General features: G+C 59.4%; 13 protein-coding genes and 1 pseudogene. 3 read left to right on the top strand and 11 right to left on the bottom strand.

Features of this window, described 5'->3' with window-relative positions; all coding sequences use genetic code 11:
- The first annotated feature begins 722 nt into the window (after positions 1-722).
- Positions 723-2,282, top strand: a complete 1,560-nt coding sequence (locus ACN9MO_RS21865) for an ABC transporter substrate-binding protein (RefSeq protein ID WP_057248764.1) — start codon at positions 723-725, stop codon at positions 2,280-2,282.
- A 322-nt stretch (positions 2,283-2,604) separates the two neighbouring features.
- Here the strand turns inward: ACN9MO_RS21865 and ACN9MO_RS21860 are convergent, their stop codons facing one another.
- The 9 genes from ACN9MO_RS21860 to ACN9MO_RS21820 form a co-directional block, all read right to left on the bottom strand.
- Complete coding sequence (locus ACN9MO_RS21860) at positions 2,605-3,276, bottom strand: hypothetical protein (protein WP_112995847.1); 672 nt, start codon at positions 3,274-3,276, stop codon at positions 2,605-2,607.
- 16 nt (positions 3,277-3,292) lie between these two features.
- Complete coding sequence (locus ACN9MO_RS21855) at positions 3,293-4,477, bottom strand: hypothetical protein (protein WP_057248766.1); 1,185 nt, start codon at positions 4,475-4,477, stop codon at positions 3,293-3,295.
- A 35-nt stretch (positions 4,478-4,512) separates the two neighbouring features.
- The gene (locus ACN9MO_RS21850) at positions 4,513-5,280 is read right to left on the bottom strand and encodes a TfuA-like protein (RefSeq protein WP_112995849.1); all 768 of its coding nucleotides are present in this window, start codon (positions 5,278-5,280) and stop codon (positions 4,513-4,515) included.
- 8 nt (positions 5,281-5,288) lie between these two features.
- A complete protein-coding gene (locus ACN9MO_RS21845) occupies positions 5,289-6,464 on the bottom strand; it encodes a YcaO-like family protein (RefSeq protein WP_112995850.1) in 1,176 nt (391 codons plus the stop codon).
- A gap of 43 nt (positions 6,465-6,507) precedes the next feature.
- Positions 6,508-9,576, bottom strand: a complete 3,069-nt coding sequence (locus ACN9MO_RS21840; protein WP_113736437.1) for an AAA family ATPase — start codon at positions 9,574-9,576, stop codon at positions 6,508-6,510.
- Positions 9,577-9,905: 329 nt separating this feature from the next.
- Entirely contained in the window at positions 9,906-10,196 is a 291-nt protein-coding gene (locus ACN9MO_RS21835; protein WP_113736438.1) for a type II toxin-antitoxin system RelE/ParE family toxin, read from the bottom strand.
- Positions 10,184-10,462, bottom strand: a complete 279-nt coding sequence (locus ACN9MO_RS21830) for a CopG family ribbon-helix-helix protein (protein WP_057248771.1) — start codon at positions 10,460-10,462, stop codon at positions 10,184-10,186. Before ACN9MO_RS21830 ends, ACN9MO_RS21835 begins: the two co-directional genes overlap by 13 nt.
- Before the next feature lie 204 nt (positions 10,463-10,666).
- Positions 10,667-11,065: a DUF4440 domain-containing protein gene (locus ACN9MO_RS21825; protein WP_057248772.1), complete on the bottom strand. Its 399-nt coding sequence runs from the start codon at positions 11,063-11,065 to the stop codon at positions 10,667-10,669.
- Positions 11,066-11,100: 35 nt separating this feature from the next.
- Positions 11,101-12,456 (bottom strand): MFS transporter, encoded by a 1,356-nt coding sequence (locus ACN9MO_RS21820; protein WP_112995852.1) that lies wholly within the window; start codon positions 12,454-12,456, stop codon positions 11,101-11,103.
- A 114-nt stretch (positions 12,457-12,570) separates the two neighbouring features.
- Here ACN9MO_RS21820 and ACN9MO_RS21815 point away from each other — a divergent pair, with 114 nt between their 5' ends.
- Positions 12,571-13,482, top strand: coding sequence for a LysR family transcriptional regulator (locus ACN9MO_RS21815; protein WP_057248774.1), 912 nt, complete (start codon positions 12,571-12,573; stop codon positions 13,480-13,482).
- Positions 13,483-13,799: 317 nt separating this feature from the next.
- A pseudogene (locus ACN9MO_RS21810) lies at positions 13,800-14,101 on the top strand (TA system VapC family ribonuclease toxin); the annotation flags it as partial.
- Between the two features lie 26 nt (positions 14,102-14,127).
- Here ACN9MO_RS21810 and ACN9MO_RS21805 read toward each other — a convergent pair.
- Positions 14,128-16,479 carry a tetratricopeptide repeat protein gene (locus ACN9MO_RS21805; RefSeq protein WP_425988181.1) on the bottom strand — a complete coding sequence of 784 codons (2,352 nt, stop codon included), beginning with the start codon at positions 16,477-16,479 and terminating at the stop codon, positions 14,128-14,130.
- 95 nt (positions 16,480-16,574) lie between these two features.
- Positions 16,575-17,357, bottom strand: a complete 783-nt coding sequence (locus ACN9MO_RS21800; RefSeq protein WP_425987743.1) for a hypothetical protein — start codon at positions 17,355-17,357, stop codon at positions 16,575-16,577.
- Positions 17,358-17,389 lie beyond the last annotated feature (32 nt).

The raw sequence follows: 17,389 nt of genomic DNA, 5'->3' as shown, positions 1-17,389 counted from the left end.
GTCGGCCATTTCCCGTCGAGCGGGCTGGTGCGCGCGACGACCTAACGCAGCTTTTTCCTTTGCTTCGAACGCTGCGGGCTCGCCGCAACCGCCATCTTGTTGTCGCTTTGGATTGTCGCCGCGATCGTATTCAATATTGTCGACAAAGTCGTTGACAAAAACTTTTGGCGTGCGATGGTGCCGATCAGCAGCAACGAGCTAGGGAGGAGCAGGTTGATGCAAGGGCTTCAGAAGACCGCCGCGATAGCGAGTTCATGCAACTTTTGGCGGCGCCGCACATACGAGCCCGCACCGCCCGGCCGGCTCGCCTGACATCCCCTCATTCGATCGCCATTCCAGCTTCTAACACTGAACCTTGGGTTTCTGTGCCGCATCTATAAAGCGGTGCGGAGATTACCCCTGTTCGAGGTGACCTTTGGCGCTGGCCATCGAATGACAGCCATATCGACGACAGGACTTGGCGCTTCAGCATCGCCGGGAGGCTTTCGCTTGAATGCCTCGCTGCCCAGGGACGCCAGTTAATCAAGATCCCCAGGGGGCCGTCGACGGCCTTTGCGGTGATCGACACAACCGAGCAGGCCATGCCCGCGCCAACAACGGACCACGCCACTAGCCGCCCCCTAGCGGGCGGCGAGACGGACAGCCTGTGAGCCGTCCTTGCCTCTCAAGAAGAAGATTCCCGTTCAAGGGGACCGGTGACCTTAACAAAGGAGAACAGCAGAATGCTCAAGAAATTGATTCTCGCAGCCGTCATGTCGGCTGCGCTTTCCGCGCCGGGCCATGCGGAAACGCTCAAATGGGGCGCCTCGCGCGACATCTATTCGCTCGACCCCTATTCTTATGGCGACAGCTACACGCTGTCCTTCCTCAACCACGTCTATGAGGGGCTTGTCCGTTTTGACGCCGAATTGAAGATCGAGCCGGCGCTGGCAACGTCCTGGGAGGCGGTATCAGACACGGTCTGGCGGTTTCATCTGCGCGAGGGCGTCAAGTTCCACGATGGCGCCGATTTCACCGCGGACGACGTGATCGCCTCTCTCACTCGGGTCAGCGATCCGGTGTCTCCACTCCGCGGCAACCTTCCCGCCTACAAGTCGGCGAAGAAGGTGGACGACCACACTGTCGATATCGAACTGGTCGGACCCTATCCGCTGCTGCTGAACGACTTGACGAACATCCACATTTTCGACGCTACCTGGCTCACCGACAACAACTCGCTGAAGCCGACCGACGTCGGCAAGAAGATCGAAGGCTACGCCACCTACCACACCAACGGCACGGGTCCGTTCAAGCTCGAGAGCCGCGCGCCCGACAGCAAGACCGTTCTCGTCAAGAATGACAAGTGGTGGGACAAGTCGCAATCCAACATAGATCGTATCGAGTTTACACCGATCGTCTCGGCCGCGACGCGCGTCGCCGCACTGCTGTCGGGTGAGATCAACTTCACCGAGAATGCGCCTGCGCAGGATCTACCGCGCCTTCTCGCGCAGCCGGATCTGAAGGTCATGGAGCGCACCGACCTGCGCACCATCATGATGGGCTTCAACCGCAAGCCGAAACTGGCCGACGGCGTCGACAACAAGTTCAACGACCTGCGTGTTCGCCAGGCCGTCGCACACGCGCTCGACAAGGAGCTCATCCAGAAACGGGTCATGCGCGGCAAGTCGAGGACGGCGGGCGCGATCATTGCGCCGGAGATTCCCGGATATAGCGAAGCACTGGACAAGGTGGTGCCGTTCAATCCCGACCTGTCGAAGAAGCTGCTGGCAGAAGCCGGCGCAACCGACCTCCCCTTCACACTCGTCTGCACGAACGAGGCCTATGTCAACGAGGAGGAGCTTTGCCAGAGCATCGTCAACATGCTGAGCCGCGCCGGCTTCAAGCCGCAACTCGACATCGGCCCGACGGCCGCACAGGCGCCCAAGCGCACGGGTGGTCTCTCCGACGTCTACATCATCGGCTGGGCGAACGAGCCGATGCTCGACAGCTACTCGATCCTGCTCCAGATGATCGAGACGAAGAGCGACAAGGCGGGCGTGTTCAACTGGGGTGGCTGGAGCTATCCGGAGATTGACAAGCTCGTCATCCAGGCATCGACCGAAATGGATCGGACGAAACGGCTCGAGCTGCAGACCAAGGCACTCCAGATGGTCAAGGACGAAATGATCATGTTGCCGTTGCACCAGCAGCCCATGGCCTGGGTGATGAGCAACAGGATCGACCGGGTCGCTCAGCTGGCGGACAACAAGCCACGCCACTGGCTGACTCATTTCGCGGAGTAACCCTCGCGCGGAGCTGGAACGGCAAGGCGTTCGGGCTCCCGCTCAACATGCGAGGCGGACCGATAAATCCCCGCCCCTCACCTGCCCGGCCGCGCCAGCGACCGGGCAATGTCGATAATGTCGTCTCTCGCTGCGGTCCGAAGCTTTCGAACAGTTGGAGGCGGGTGTTGTTTTGCCGGCCGGTCTGAACTCGCCGAAGAATGGTAGCGTGGTTCATTGCAAAGTCTGTGCGGTCCGGCGAAAATCGCGCAGTTGCCAACCTGAAAGGTTGGCAACTCACTGGTGCAGGCCGTGAGCTCCCGAGGATAAAAGGGCGCGCCCGTCAGTCGCGTTGCCGCTGTGGGGCCAACGCCATCGTCTGCGCATAGGCGAGCGGCGACCGGTTGCCTGGCAGGTTTTCGTCCAGCACCAACGTCTTGAGGTTGTCGGCGCGGATGTCGAGAGATATGGCCCGCTCGAGTTTGTCGATCGACCAAACAGCGTAGCCGAATTTCGCGTCAAATCCACAATCGCAGCCGCAATCGCCGTCGGCGATTGCCGTCGGCCTTTCAGATAGACACATGATCTGCGGTTTTGGCAGCTTGTAGCAGTGCCCCTCATAGGCATAACCATAAATCACGCCAATGCTCTTTAGATACTCTACTTCACCCCCAAAACTAACGGGAAGGAAGCTATAGTATTTTCCATCAAATAATGCGATCGTTACTCCATCGCCAACAATTCCAGAGCTTTTCTTTATGTAATCCAAAATCTCCTCTATCATCCTGTTTATATCATCAATTATCCCCGTTTCTCCAATGGCTCTTAGCTTCTTCTCAATCCCATCGAGAGCTTCTCTAATATTTTTATCTTTATTCTTCCTTTCATAAAACCTTGTCGGCCGTCCATATAATCTAATATCTCCTGGTCGATACGACTTATATTCAATTACATCTTCTAGATCCTTTGGATCTAGTGGATATCCAACAACAGGATTCGCGCAACAACCACTCATTTTTTCCTCCCTTGACTTACCTTGAAGCGATGATTTCGCGCCAAGCGAAATTCTCTTCGAGCAATTCGGCGGCCGGCCCGTCCGCCGAGGCGACGATGGCCTCTGCCGCCTGCTCAAGGCGCAGTGTGTTCAGATCGAGTGTGCTCAATGACGTCGCGAGTGCCGCACCCACCGCGTCTCGCGCGGCGGTCAATGCCAGCTTGAAATATAATGGCTTGGTGCCGAAGGCCTCCGCCGTCGCCTGCCGAAAAGTATCAAATTCGTCCCGCGCCAGTTCCCGGATATCGACATCCAGAAGCCGCCTGTCGGCGCAACCGTTCGCGACCAGATCGCGATGATAAAGTGCAACGATGCTGTCAAAGATGGCGCCAACGAACGGCAGCGCGCGGTCGTGCACCTCGCGGGTAGTTGCGGACATTCGCCGGAAATTGGTGGCCAAGCGAATCTGCGTTTCGGGGCTCGTCTCCGCAAAGCGGTTCAGTTCGTTGTAGAGCAGCAGATTGCCTCTCGTTCGCCGCAAAAGCCGGTCAATCGCGGAATCAAAGTGCAAGAACGAGATCAGTGAAACACAGTCCGAAAAGGCTTCGGAGAACGAAAAGAAGTCGCCATCAGGCGATGTCACAGTCGGTACACCCGTCTCCGAGAGCATGATCAGATGCCCGACCTCGTGCGCGATCGTGTCGAAATTCAACGCGTAAGGTCTCAGGATGCCGTCGACGTCGGACCAACCCAGTTCCAGAAAACCGTAGCCCGCTTGAGCATTGTCCCAATCGACAAATGGAACGATTTCTAGCCTTGGAAAGGTCTGATCGAAGAACCAGTGGACCCGCCGCCCCAAATAGCTCTGCCAAATGTCGAGAACGAAACGCACGCAGGCGTAGGCGTGAACAGCAAGAAATGGCCGGGAGGTCGGATCGATGTTGTCGAAGTGACGATCCGGACCCGGCCTCACCGGCGCGCGCTTCGCCCCGCCGAATGGCGGCAAGCTCGCGAGGCCATAGGGCTGCTTGTCATAGAGCGGATCCGCGACATACATGGAGAGGTCACTGGGGCCCTCGCCTAATTCGTCGCGTGGTATCGATAGCCACACACGATCGGGCTGTTCGTATCCGGGAATGAAGGGGGGCTGCGGATAAATCCAAAACCGCGTGCCGACACGCGCATTTCCAGAGTCGAGGGCATCGTCCCGAAGCAGACGCATCGCACAATTGCCCCCCTCGATTGAAAAATCTGGGATTAAGGATTCAATTTATAAGTGTTTGCTAATGTTGAGTCAATGCCGCCCGCCTCAAGATCCCGGACAAAGGTGTTCGTTGCAACCCACGCACAGCTCACAGGCCCCGTATTTTCCTGCATCACGAGGGACCGCGCGTTTCGCAGCGCAAGCAGAGCGTCCCGTTTTTTTTGCCACACCATCTCCTTCTGCAATTGCTTGAGCCCCTCCTCCTGCCATCCTGCATCCCGTAAAATCGCTTCGAACCGGCGCTCTCGAAAGTTCATGTTTCGCGCAGTTGTTGTGAGCAAGTCGCGATCGGCTGCCGTTATGAAATCCCGGCGTGTCAGGCTGGCGAACGTCCGCTGGAGATCGACCAAGGCGTCTGTCAAAGGAAGAAAGCCAAGCTCCGGCGGCCCCGAAAGAACGGCGACCGCATCATCGGGAGCAAGCCGCCAGCGCCGATACCACCTGTAGATCAGGCCGACACCGATCATGCCGAACTCACTGAGTTCCGCCGCCCTGAGCGCGCCCATGCTTGCCGCGCCGATCACGACGATCCCCTGTGCCATTGCCCAGAGGATTTCCTTGTGTCGGACAGCCGGCCTGTCCTCGAATTGCCCGTCGATCAGGACCATCGCCCGCGGGCGGAATGCGTGGGCGGCAAGCAGAATGTCGCCTTGCGCGGCGGGCTGCAGGTAGGTGGCGTCGAGAACCGGCTCCGCCTCGGTCAACCGAAGCGTCGGACCAAGAAACACCAGGATCGGACCTTTCTCGCTCGCATCGACCATGTGAACACTCACCGCAGGATGGAAAAGGGAATGGCTCCGGGAAGGATGGTTCTCACGCACTGAACGCCTGTTTCGACGTCCGTTCCCACCGGCACGGCCAATATGGGCCCCATGCCGGCGGATAGGACCCTGTCGATCAGCGCGCCGAGATCCGAAACGGCGCGTGCTTCGATTGCCTGACGCGGCAACCCGGACGTACCCATAAGAATAAGCTGGCGGGCCTTGGCGACGACCGAGTCGGTGCTACGTCTGTAATGCTCCCGGGTTTGATCGTCGCGCGCCCCCGATATCGCCCCGGCCCGCGCTGACAGCGCTTCGAGCATCGCGCTCTCCGCTGCCGCGGCGATGCTCGGTCCTGCCGCGTAGCCCTCGGTCGGAAGAGCAAGGATCGGTTCGCCGGGGCCTGTCTCGATCGTCTGGCACCAGACCACTGGGACATCTGCCGGCGAAGGAGCTAGCCAAAGGCCGAAGGAAATATGATGCTCGCCCACAACGGACAGTATGTGATCAACTCCGTCACCCAGCCCGAACGGGGAAATGCGCATTCGATCGAAGAAGCCGTGGGTGGCGAAGGCGCGCGCGAGGGCGTCGCGCTCGATACATTCGAACAATCCATGCGCAAATGCACCGAAGACGGTCATATGACAGGCGAGACCCGTGGTCGTGCGCATGAACAGGCCATCATGAGCGGGCGGCGGGTCCGTGTAGCAGGTGTGAACAAGTTCCAGGGGGACCGATTGTGGGAAACCAGCCGTGATGTCGACGCCGGTGATCCAGGGTATCGCCCGTATCCGCCAGTTCCCCTGGCGATCAGGTGCCAGAAGATTTTCAAACAGGCCGTCGGCGATCTTGAGTTCATCCGCCGTGGTGGAAAATACCCGCCCCGAGGGAATGGCTTCGGCGTAAAACCGCTCAAGCGATTCCATGATCGCCCCCACCGCCGCTCCCGCCATGGAAAGGCCGCGCCCGAGCGACGTGACTTCAGAAAGAGCGGCGGGTCGAACGGCTTGAGCCACCGGCAGGCCGATCCGGTCAAGTCCGGTCAGATCACCAAGCCGGGTTATGCCCGCACGACGACAGAGCCGTAAAATCGCGCGCAAGCATTGCTCGGCTTCTAGGTCCGCGGGAGGAGAGAGCGGGTTGCTTAAGCCGGCAAGTATGGCGTCGCGAAAACGCGCAAGCATCCCCTCAAGGTTTGACGGATCGTCGGTTTTCTGCCTCGTTCGTTCAATGTTGACCGGCAACGCCAAGCTCCTGCATTGAATGTCTCGCCCGTCGCAGAAGTGCCTTTGCTCCTTGACGTTCGGCGATATCTACGGCTGAGCGCAGGTCGAGGATGATGGGATCCTTGGTGGTGTTGCCCCGCGCCTGAAGAACGGCGCGGAGACGGTAGAGCTCCGCGAGCCAATAGGCATGACCGGTTTCCTTCGCCTTTTCGATCGCGTCATTCGTGACCTCGAGCGCTGACTCATAGTTGCCAGCTTGCCCGAGCAGCGTGGCGTGCATGTAGAGATAAATCGGGAGATCTGCGACGACACCGAGGCTTCTCAAGAGCGACAGCCCTTCGCGAAACATCGCATGTCCCCTCGTGAGGCTTTCCCCATGCGCTAGAGCCCATCCAGCAAACAGCAGCGACAGGCCGGACAGCGACTGCATTTCATGCGATCTCGCGAAGTCTGCCATTCTCTTGGAAATTTCGGTGAGACGCCCATAGTCGTCCCGATAGAACGCAGACACCGCTTCCGTATCAAGCGAATGCGCCTTGCTGGGCGCGTGTGATATCCGGTCAACGAACGCGACCATCTTCGAAAGAGCCGAATCCGATGCTTTCGATTGTCCTGTCAGCCACAGCGAAAGGGCCAGTTGCCCTAGACCGCACACCTTGGCGTCATGGCCGCCAAATAACGTTCGGTTGGTTTTCGCCGATTGCTCGTCATAAAGCGCCAGTCCGGCCTTAATCGCATCCTGGGCCTCTCGATGGTGGCCAAGGTTAAAAGCAATGGCCCAGATGCAATGGTTAACCTGGAGCTTGATCTCCGGATCTTCCGTCCCAGCCTGCATGGCCCGCACTTGCAGAGCGCGTTCGCGCATAACGCGAAAGTCTGTTCCCGTGAGCCACCACCCCCAATAGATCGGAAACCATCTGGATTGCTCTTCCATCGGTTGCCGGCGGGCGATGGCTACGCCATCCTCATATAACTTGCGAGCCGGAGGTGAGTTCAGTCCGACAAGACCGGTCAAAACTGGGCCGAGCGAAATCAGCGCGGATAGCTGCAGTGTTTCGATCGCATGTCCCGCGCCGAACCGGTCGCAAATCTCCACGGCGTGCTCCAGGTAGTTGCGCGCCTCTACCATCGCCGATCGGCTCGAGCTTTCCTTCCCTGCCGCAGTGTACAATTCGATTGCGTTTTCGATGAAGCCCGCTCGTTCCGCATGTTCGGCGAGCGTTCCGGTGTCCATCCAAGCGGCCATTTGGCGGTTTTGACTGACAGCAATGAACAGCCGCCGATGCAATGCCTGCCGCTGCCTGCGCAAGAGCCCATTGTAGATCGTTTCCTGAATCAAAACGTGCCGGAAGCCGTAGGCGATATGCCCTCGCGTCCTGATCCGCATCAGGAACCCTGAATCACTCAGGGTATCGGCGGCCTTGACCAAAGACTTTTTGCCCAGCCCTGGCAGCAGTTCGCGAAGCAACGATAGCGTGAACCGGCTGCCCGCAACTGCTCCCGCTCGCGCCACGTCTCTGGCCGTGCCCAGGTGGTTGAGGCGTGCGTCCAGTATTTCCTCGAATGCCGACACATGGCTGGGTTTGACGTTTTCCGACAGGCTCATAGTGTCTGCAGCAACGTTCTCCGAGACCCATTGGCAGATCTGCTCGATGAAGAGTGGGACGCCGCCGGATATCCTCTCGATAACGTCATAGAGCTCAGGAAGCATGCCCTGCCTCTGCTCCGGCCATCTTGCCTCTATCGCCCGTCGTGTTTCGTCACGATCAAGCGGGAGCAGCGTCAGCCGCGTGGGGTTGGCCGCGTCCAGCCAATCCGACGCAAACCCGAGACGTGAGGTCGCGACGAGGAAAATCGGAAGTTGGTGTGCAACCCGAGCGGCCTCCGCCAGCAAATCCCGGGAGGTTGGATCGATCCAGTGGATGTCTTCGACAGCCAGGACGATCGGGCCGTTCGCGCACAACGCCGCGAGTGCGCGAAACACGGCGCGATGAGCCTTTTCCCGGATGGCTTTTGGGTCGTTGTCGGCGAGCCGTTGATTTCGTCCCAGCGCACCCAGCAAATACGCGAATGTTTCAATCGTTTCTGCGTCGCGAATGCCGTTTCGTTCAAAGGGGTTTGCTACAGCGGAGGCGGACAGGCCCAGTTGATCGTCTTGTCCCGACGTTGCGCCCATAAGACTGTTCAACAGGGGATGCAGCGTCGAGCGATGCCCGCCTGGCAGGCACTGAAAGAAGTACAGCCCTGATCGCCGGTCGCGCGTCATCTTGCGGACTTCCCGCAGAAGCCGCGATTTTCCGATGCCTGCATCTCCTTCGAGCAGGAGGATTTCGCCACCTTGCGCGGTGACCTTTTCCCAACAGGCGGCGATCGTGTTCAACTCGCTTTCGCGGCCAATGAAGGGGCCGCCAAGGCTCCCGAAAGCGTAGAACCTGTCGACATCAATCTTGTGACCGAGTGCGCGCCATACCTTCTCGGGCACAGTGAAGCCCTTGAGCGTCCTGGCGCCTTCGAACACGAAAGCATGCGACCTACCGGCCAGGTCGCGCGTGTCCTCCGAAACGAAAACGCTGTCTGGGTCGGCAATCTCTTCCAGACGGGTGGCTATGGCCAGTGCAGCACCCGTAACCGGTTCCCCCTTCTCCTCCTGCGTCTCTTGAATGAGCGCAACGGATGTCGCGATCCCGACTCGAACGTGCAAGTCGTTGCGCCCGGCTTCTCGGGCAACGCCCGCGCAGCCCTCGACGATCGCGAGACCCGCGCGAATGGCGAGCGAAGCCGCATCCTTCGCACCCAACTCGATCGGAAAGAGCGCCACGCCGCCATCTCCAGCCTCAAGCTGCATGACGCCGGAATGAGAGATTATCGCGTGTTTCGCTGCATTCTGAAACGCAACGATCAGTTCCTGATAGTCTTCTATGTCGAGCAGGTGGAGAAGTCTCGTCGACCCGACGAGATCATAGCAGATGGCGGTGACGATCCGCCGCTCACCTCCAAATTCGGAGAGGCGTCCCTTGCGTCCCGAAGGTTTCGTCGGTTGTCGTGGGTTGTTGACCCGACTTTCGAGCATCCGCCACCCCCACCGCTCGCATGTATGATGGATTAGGAATATATAGCATAAGCGAGCGGCGTTCGCGTAGGAGCAGCAATTCTATCGGGCCGCCGCATGCCCCCAAAGCTGTATTCGTCGAGCGCCTTGCCTGGCTTAACGCTTGAGGTTCCAGCCATCGCTGACCTTTGGTTTGCGGAAGGATGCAGTATAGCCCGTGTGCATCCGCTGGTGATCGGCCCATTCAATAAGTGAAACTTCCGCCTAAACCGGCGAAGCCCGTTTCAGTCCAGCATTGAGGACAGTCACATAGGACGAGCAATCGCTCAAAGACGACACCGCCGGCACTCTCAGAAGCCAGCTTCTTTCTGATGGCGCACGGCGAGGATTGTCAAAATGTCCCCATCAATACGGTAGCGCATGATGTATCCGCTATCTCCAAAATCAATGAGCCACTCTCGATATTGGTCAGGCAGATCATCAATGAGGCGCCGCATTTTAGGATGTGCGCCAAGGGCTTGCACACCCTTCAGAATGGCTTCACCTGCTCGCTTGGCTGCCAATGGGCTTTTGGCCTGCAAGAATTTGCGAAGGCGTTCAAGATCACGAACAGCTGCTGGCGAGAAGACTATTTGTGGCATTCAGGTGCGGCGCTCTCGTCGTCCGTTCCCCACGTGGATAGCCATTTTTCGACCTCGTCCTCAGTGGCATGTAGGCCGGTCGCTTGATACTCCTCCCACGCTCTGAGCGTGGCGTGTCGCAATGCCTCTCGCTTCTCTTCTCGCTCCACGTATTGTGCAATCGCTTCACGCATGATCCAGTGAGAAGACCGGCGGCGGATTTCGGCCAAGTGTTGAACGCGGCCCTTGAGCTCATCATCGAGCTTGAGCGAGGTCGGGGATGCCATGGCAACCCTCCTTAGTTAAAGGTAATACCAGGCGCTAAATATAAGCGCTGTCGTTTCACTTGTCTATGATCCAGCTGAGACTTGCACGCCCCGCGACTAAAAATTCCCTTGCTCTTGACCAGGTTTGAACCGCGTACTTATGCGATCGTTGAAGCACACTTCCTGTACAGCGAGGATAGTGCGCACAGGGCATCGTAGACGTGCCTAAGCCGCAATCGGCGTTTCATGCAGATGCCGCCACCGGAGCGAGCCATCCGCTGAAGCTTCCAAAACGACGGTCGAGCGTCTTGCTGTTTCAACCCCGCCCGCATCCGCGTGCGTCTCGCGATAAGTGACGCAGGCTCCGCCCGACCATTCCTGACTGATCTGCATCTCGTCGACCGTGATCCGCAGCTCCGGGCGCTTCCCGTGCAGACGTGCGAACAATTCACCCACGCCCTCTTTTCCGAGAGCCGTCCCTTGCACGGAAATCATGCGAAACTCAGGCGAGAAGCGTTCGAGCAGTTGCACCAGATCGTTGGGGTGGGCTGTCCCGGTGAACCAGCGCTCGATCTCAATGTGGAGATCGACAATTTCACGGAAGAATTTTTCAATGTCGGTCATGTTCGGCTCCTTGTCGGACAGCTTGAAAGAATGGGTTACGCGCGCTGACTGGCTCGCGGCAGCCGCAGAACGAAGGGCAGCGGCAACAAAATCAGAACGGCAGCGATCACAAAGCAGTAGCGGTAGGGCAGGACGTCGGCCACGCCGCCGCTGGTCGCCAGGAAAAGCCCCAGCAGGCCTCCCAGCACACTCGCACCGAGCGAGAAACTGAGCTGACGGTTGATGTTCCACAGCGCACTTGCCTCTGCCATCCGTTCCGTCCGAACCGACGTAAAGGCTGCCGTCTGGGCGGTGGACGTGCAAAGGCTTGCCCCGAAGCCCATTGCAGCAAAGGACGCGATGATGAACTTTCCGGCGAATGGCGTGGCCAGCAGCAGCACGCCGGCGCAGGTGACCGTCATGCCGACGAGAAAGAGCGGGCGCGGGCCGCGGGACGCGAACAGCCGCCGCGTCGACATGATGGCGACGAAGGATGCTGCTGCCCATGGAAGCATGAGCATGCCGGTCTGTGTGGCCGTCAGACCAAGGCGGTCCTGCAAGTACAGGGAGGCGACCAGGTTTACGCCCGTGAAAACGCCCGGCACACACAGGTAGATGATGCTGCCAGTCCTGAGCATCGGATCGGAAAGCAGATGCAGATCAAGCAGCGGATTGCGCGAGCGCAACGCATGGCGGACATAGGCAGCGCCCGCGACGATCGCCAAGGCAAGGACAATTGCGGCATGAACGCCGTTTCCCGTCTGACTAATGAGCGTCAGACCAAGGGGAAGGCAAAACAGGGTGATGGCGCTCAGCAGGAAGCCGGGAATGTCGAGCGCCGGCTTCGCTTCCGCCAATCGATCGACGGGAGCCCAGGCAAGGGCCAACGCAGCTATCGCCGCTGCCAGTGGCGCAACGCCGATAAATACCCAGCGCCAGGACACATGATCGGCCGCGAGCCCGCCGATGGCGGGTGAAAGTGCCGGCACCAACAGCGCGACCGTCATGACCACGGCCGTCAGATGGGCGCGGTCTTCCGGAAGATAGGCGCGATAGGCCATGCTCTGGCCGACCGGCACGAGCAGTCCTCCGCCGAGACCTTGAACGAGGCGCCAGGCAAGAAGCGTCTCAATCCCAGTGGCGCTGCCTCCGCCGATACCGCCCACCGCAACAATGAGCAGGGAGGCAATGAACACGCGGCGTTCGCCGATCCGGCGCGCAAGCCAACTCCCCAGCGGAATGGCGACAGTCAGGCCAAGCATGTAGATCGTGCCGACCCAGGCGAGCTGCACGACCGATGCGCTCAACTCGCGTTGCAACGCCGGCAGGGCGGCGTTGAAGATGAACATATTCGCGAGATCGACGGCGAATCCGAGAAGGTAGAGGGTGGCAATTCGGGAGCGGGCGGACAACGGGAAAACCTTCGATGGGAATGACGTCCGCAGGGATATTCCCTTTCATGCCGTCGAATAAGTCGATACAATTAGACATCACCTGTCGTATATTTTTACCAATTGGAGTGCTGCATGGCGGTGAGTCTGGATCGCCTGACTGTTTTCCGAGCCGTCGTGGAAACAGGATCGTTCACAGCGGCTGCCAAGCAACTCAATCAGGCCAGAGCCGCCATCAGTTTCAACCTCAAGCAGCTCGAAAGCGAATTGGGCGTCACACTCCTTCATCGCACCACGCGCAGCCTTGGTCTGACCGATGCCGGCGAACGGTTTTATGCGCGCTGCCTGCGCATTCTCACGGAAGCCGATGAGGCGATTGCCGAAGCGCGCATGGAGCAAACGGTGCTGAGCGGCAGCTTGCGGCTGACATCGACCGTTGAATATGGCGTCGCGGTGATTGCTCCGGCCCTTCAGGAATTCGCCGCGCTGCATCCAGACCTCGACATCCAGTTCGAGGCCTATCCGACGAATGTCGACCTCGTGCGCGATCGCTTCGACGTCGCCATCCGGCTGGGGCGCAACGAGCAATTCCAGACCTCGCCATATGCCGGTGTGCATTTGGGGACGTATCAGATCAGGCTGGTCGCGTCGCCGGACATCATCGCCGGCGTCGAAGAAACTGCTATTGGTACGCCGGAGATGCTGAGCGCGTTGCCGTACATCAGCAATGCCACCGTCGACCGTGTGAAAAGCTGGAAAATGTACGACGAAGACGGCCGCGAATGCACATTCGAGGTGCCTCGTCAGTCCCGGCTGCTTGCCAACAACGCGTCGGTCGTCAAGGCGCTGGCGGTTGCCGGCGCAGGCGTAGCACTTCTGCCTGACTGGTTCGTGGCGCCAGAACTCGCCGAGGGCAAGTTGGCCGACGCCCTGCCGTCCTATCGCTTCCCCGATCACCAGATTTACGCGATGCACCTGCCCATGCAGATGGTCCCGCAGAAAATCCACGCCTGGCTCCGTTTCCTCAGGGATTATGTCCGTCGTTGAACTTCCTGGCACGGCACGGCGGACTTCTGCTCGGAAGGTGTCAGCGCGCCTGATTTCCGACCTCCCCATCACGTAGTGGCTCACAATTTTCGTTGCTGGTTGGTCTGAAAACCGCTTTCGTCGAACGGAGAAACGTTTTTCAGCGTTGAACGCTTACCGTCAACCCAGCCGAGATAGAGCGCTTAGGTTGCAGCCACGCCTCTGCGCCGGCCGCGCAGTGGCGGCGAGCGCAATGGCGTTCCTCTCCTGTCACCTCGGCTGGATGCGCCGCCAATAACGCTCGAAGTTATTAATGTCTTGTGTGATGAATTGCCGTTATATTATTGTTTTACAGCAATATTTTGATTGCTTTGTTTGATCCAAGCCATGTAACCCATGACGATGCGCACGAATGGTTCGCAGCGATTGGCCAGCTCGCCGAGGCGACCTGCCCAATGACCGAAAATGGCTTCATCCGGATTGTGGGCAACCCCAAATATCCCAATTCTCCCGGTTCTCCGTACCTCGTAATGGAGATGATGGGAAAACTGCGGTCGCTCCCCGGCCACAATTTTTGGCCTGCCGACGTGAGCCCGTTGGGTCCGGTGATATTGATCCCACAAAAATTCTGACTGCTGGATAGGTCACTTCGTCCGACAGGCGCGCTTACCTGCCATGTTGAACTGCATCCTGTAATTGCCTGACGAGTTCTGCGGTCCGTGGATCGTTCGGCTGGAGACGAGCGAGTGCCTCCGCAAACTCGAGCGTCTCGGCATGGCGGCCAAGTTTGAGGCCAAACTGAATGGCAGTGCCGAGCAGATTGGCGTCTGTTGCACCACCTGCGACAGCCGGATCGAATAACGCGAAAGCGGCATCCGTCCGGCCAACCGCATCGAGCGCGATCGCCGCCGTCGTCCTGTATCGGGAGTTGGCAGGGGCCAGGCGCACGGCAGCCTCCAGTTCCCGGATCGCGTCCGGCATTGCCTTTTGACGAACGAGCGACAAACCATGCCCGTAGCGGAGCTCGGGCCGATCCGGGTTGGCCGCGACCGCCTCGGCGTAGGTCTGTTCGGATTTCTCATTGTCACCGCTGGCTCGATAGAGCTCGGCGAGATTGATGCGCGCACCCGAAAGCGTCGGATCGAGAATAATCGCCTGGCGGAACGCCTTTTCCGCGTCGTCCGTGCGCCCCTGTTCGAACAGGAAGGTCCCATGGTTGTTCTGTACCTCGGCGACGTCCGCGTTGGCCTCGACATAGGCGCGCAAATCGTCGACGGCCGCATCGAAGACCCGGCGTTGGTCGCCGAGAAGGTCCAGTGACGGGGTGCTGCCAAGAGCCCTGGCTGCGGCCACCCGGACTGCTCGGGTTTCGTCGCCAAGAAGAACGCCGATCGCGGCCAATCGAAGTTCAGCCGGCAAGCTGGCAGCCGCTTCTGCTGCCCCCAGTCGGACGAGCGGATCGGAGTCTTTCGCTGCAACTTCGACGTCTGCGGCCGTGGCTACTCCGTCGAGCCTCGTCATTTCGGCAATCGCACTGCCCCTGACGATGCCTGGTTGTTCGCGGTCGGCCAAAAACCTGCGCAGATCATCGATCGCTGCACGATCGTCCTGCGCCGCTGCCGCGAAGGCGTGCGCTATCGTCGGGCGATTGCGCCAGTGCTTGCCGTACCATTTGTCCATGGTCTCCGCTGACCATGCGTTTGTCCTGCCTTCATGACACGAGGTGCAGGCATTCGGGACGCCGTAGGCTTCGGAAAGGTCTGGGCGCGGGATCACGAAGGAGTGGTCGCGTCGCGGATCCGCCTTCATGTAGGTGCGCTGGGGCATGTGGCAGTTGGCGCATTGCGCGCCGGGCGACCCCGTCGGGTGATGGGTATGTGCCGTCGTGTCGAACACTCCGCTGGGATCGTATTTTTCAAAACGCTCCGGTGCCGTTTCAGTGTGGCATTGCGTGCATAGGGCGTTGCCGACGGCCTTGACCGTACCTTCATGTGGCTTGTGGCAATCAAAGCAGGTGACGCCCGCTCTCGCCATCTTGCTCTGCTGGAAGGAGCCGTACTCGAACACCTCGTCGAGAATCTGTCCGTCCGGAAAATAGAGGTCCCGGCGGAGCAGTGCCGGCGAAAAATGGTCGAGGAAGGCGTTTCCGGGTCGATAGCCATCGACAAGCTTGGTCCGCCGCGCGTGACAGGCAAAACAGGTGCCTGCATCGACCTTCGACAGGCCCAGACCGGGCGCCGCCGTCGGGGCATCTTTGGATTTGGCCTTGGCCCACTCGACATGCTTCGCACCGCCGCCGTGACAGGACTGGCAGCCGATGCTGGTCGCGACGTAGGACGACTTGTATTCGTTCGTCTCCGGCCGAAAATTGACCTGAGGGTTGGTGGAATGGCAGTCGATGCAGGTGCGGTTCCAGCGATAGAAAGGCCCTGTCCAATGATAGGTGGATGCTGGCCGTGCCGGTTTGCTTTCGCCGAGCCAGAACCACGCCTGCTTGTCTGTGTCCCAGGCGACGTCGAAAGCCTGCAATCGCCCGTGACCGAGATCGATCAGATATTGCTGCAAGGGTTCGTAGGCAAAAGTGTATTTAACCTCGAAGTCCGCTTGCCGGCCGTCCGGTCCTTCCGTGCGGACGAAGAAGCGACCGTCGCGGCGGAAGAACTCTGCCGCAATGCCATCGCGCTCGAACCGGGTGTTGTTGAAATCGGCACGCACGGTTTTGTCGTCGGCAAGGGCCATCGCCTTGGCGTGATGCGACGTGGCGAATGCGGCCGCCTCATCGGCGTGGCAGGACGAACATGTCGTCTCGGCCACGAACCCGTCATGAATCGCGATCAGCGGATCGGCGGCAGGCGGAACCGTCTCGGCCGCAACGGTCTGTGCGGCGAACGCAAGCAAGGCGCCAAACAATAGGGCTGCCCGAATAAATGCCGCTGAGAGAACAAACCCCGTCAATCGAACGCTCCGTATCGTTCTGGAACAAAGGTCTCGCTGCACCCGGCAGCGTGACCAAAGCATCGGGCAGAAAAGCAACTGAGAGAACCCAATCAGCCGAGCTTTCCATTTTTTGTTCGTGGCGGCTGTGTTCGTGCTGACTACAACAACCTGCCAGGTTAGTAGCAAGGCGGGTACGGATAGTAGCCGCATTGCGGCGGGTAGTAATACGGATTGGCTGCTGCAGCGCCGACGGCGGCACCAGCCACCACCCCCGCGGCAACCGGAGCGCCGCGATACCAAGCCCCGTGATAGACGGGCGCGTGCCAATAGGCACCTCCGACATGGGCGAAACTGGCGTCCCCGACACGCGCATAGCTTCCATGAAACCCGCCGGCACCAAAGTCCCCACCGCGGAAGCCACCTCCGCCAAAATCACCGCCGCCAAAACCACCGGCGAAATGATCAATGAAAACCGCAGCGGGTCCGGCCGCACCACTCAGACTTCCTTCCAGAACGGCAATATCGAATGTGAGCGTAGTACCTTCCAGTTTTGGAGATTTCAGAGTGACCACGACGTCACTGACGTCCGAGCCGCCACCTCCCAGCACCGACACCGTTGCGTTTGGAGGGTCGACAGCGAAGTTGTCCTTGCCCTCATCCCACTGCATGATGAACTGTTCGGTGGTTACATGTCCGGCGGCCCGCACCGGTCGATCGGCAAAGACGATCGAATTTGCCGACACACCAGTCAGAACCAATTTGTCACCATCGATCTTGGCGCCATCCGAATTGATGACCGCAAGTGACGGCACCGGACCGGTGGGCGCGACCGTTCCGATCGCCTTGCCCAGCGGCACATGCTGCTTCTTCGTGGAATCCTGGGCGAGTGCAGCGGTTGCCGCCAGTGCCAGGCCTCCGACAACGGCTATCAAGCCGGCGACATGATTGATTTTCATCATGGATGTCCTTCGAGTTTGGGATAAGCGGCAGG

Source organism: Ensifer sp. R-19 (assembly GCF_049905105.1).
In the GTDB taxonomy this organism is placed as follows: domain Bacteria; phylum Pseudomonadota; class Alphaproteobacteria; order Rhizobiales; family Rhizobiaceae; genus Ensifer.
Note: the sequence above shows the minus strand (reverse complement) of the source record. Positions and strands in the feature narration are given on the sequence as shown.

Bases quoted from the DNA above. Each gene is read 5' to 3' on its own strand.
- ACN9MO_RS21855 (WP_057248766.1), bottom strand. From the start codon at position 4,477: ATGCGTCTGCTTCGGGACGATGCCCTCGACTCTGGAAATGCGCGTGTC.
- ACN9MO_RS21840 (WP_113736437.1), bottom strand. From the start codon at position 9,576: ATGCTCGAAAGTCGGGTCAACAACCCACGACAACCGACGAAACCTTCG.
- ACN9MO_RS21845 (WP_112995850.1), bottom strand. From the start codon at position 6,464: ATGCTTGCGCGTTTTCGCGACGCCATACTTGCCGGCTTAAGCAACCCG.
- ACN9MO_RS21815 (WP_057248774.1), top strand. From the start codon at position 12,571: ATGGCGGTGAGTCTGGATCGCCTGACTGTTTTCCGAGCCGTCGTGGAA.
- ACN9MO_RS21865 (WP_057248764.1), top strand. From the start codon at position 723: ATGCTCAAGAAATTGATTCTCGCAGCCGTCATGTCGGCTGCGCTTTCC.
- ACN9MO_RS21850 (WP_112995849.1), bottom strand. From the start codon at position 5,280: ATGGTCGATGCGAGCGAGAAAGGTCCGATCCTGGTGTTTCTTGGTCCG.
- ACN9MO_RS21805 (WP_425988181.1), bottom strand. From the start codon at position 16,479: ATGCTTTGGTCACGCTGCCGGGTGCAGCGAGACCTTTGTTCCAGAACG.
- ACN9MO_RS21825 (WP_057248772.1), bottom strand. From the start codon at position 11,065: ATGACCGACATTGAAAAATTCTTCCGTGAAATTGTCGATCTCCACATT.
- ACN9MO_RS21835 (WP_113736438.1), bottom strand. From the start codon at position 10,196: ATGCCACAAATAGTCTTCTCGCCAGCAGCTGTTCGTGATCTTGAACGC.
- ACN9MO_RS21800 (WP_425987743.1), bottom strand. From the start codon at position 17,357: ATGATGAAAATCAATCATGTCGCCGGCTTGATAGCCGTTGTCGGAGGC.
- ACN9MO_RS21830 (WP_057248771.1), bottom strand. From the start codon at position 10,462: ATGGCATCCCCGACCTCGCTCAAGCTCGATGATGAGCTCAAGGGCCGC.
- ACN9MO_RS21860 (WP_112995847.1), bottom strand. From the start codon at position 3,276: ATGAGTGGTTGTTGCGCGAATCCTGTTGTTGGATATCCACTAGATCCA.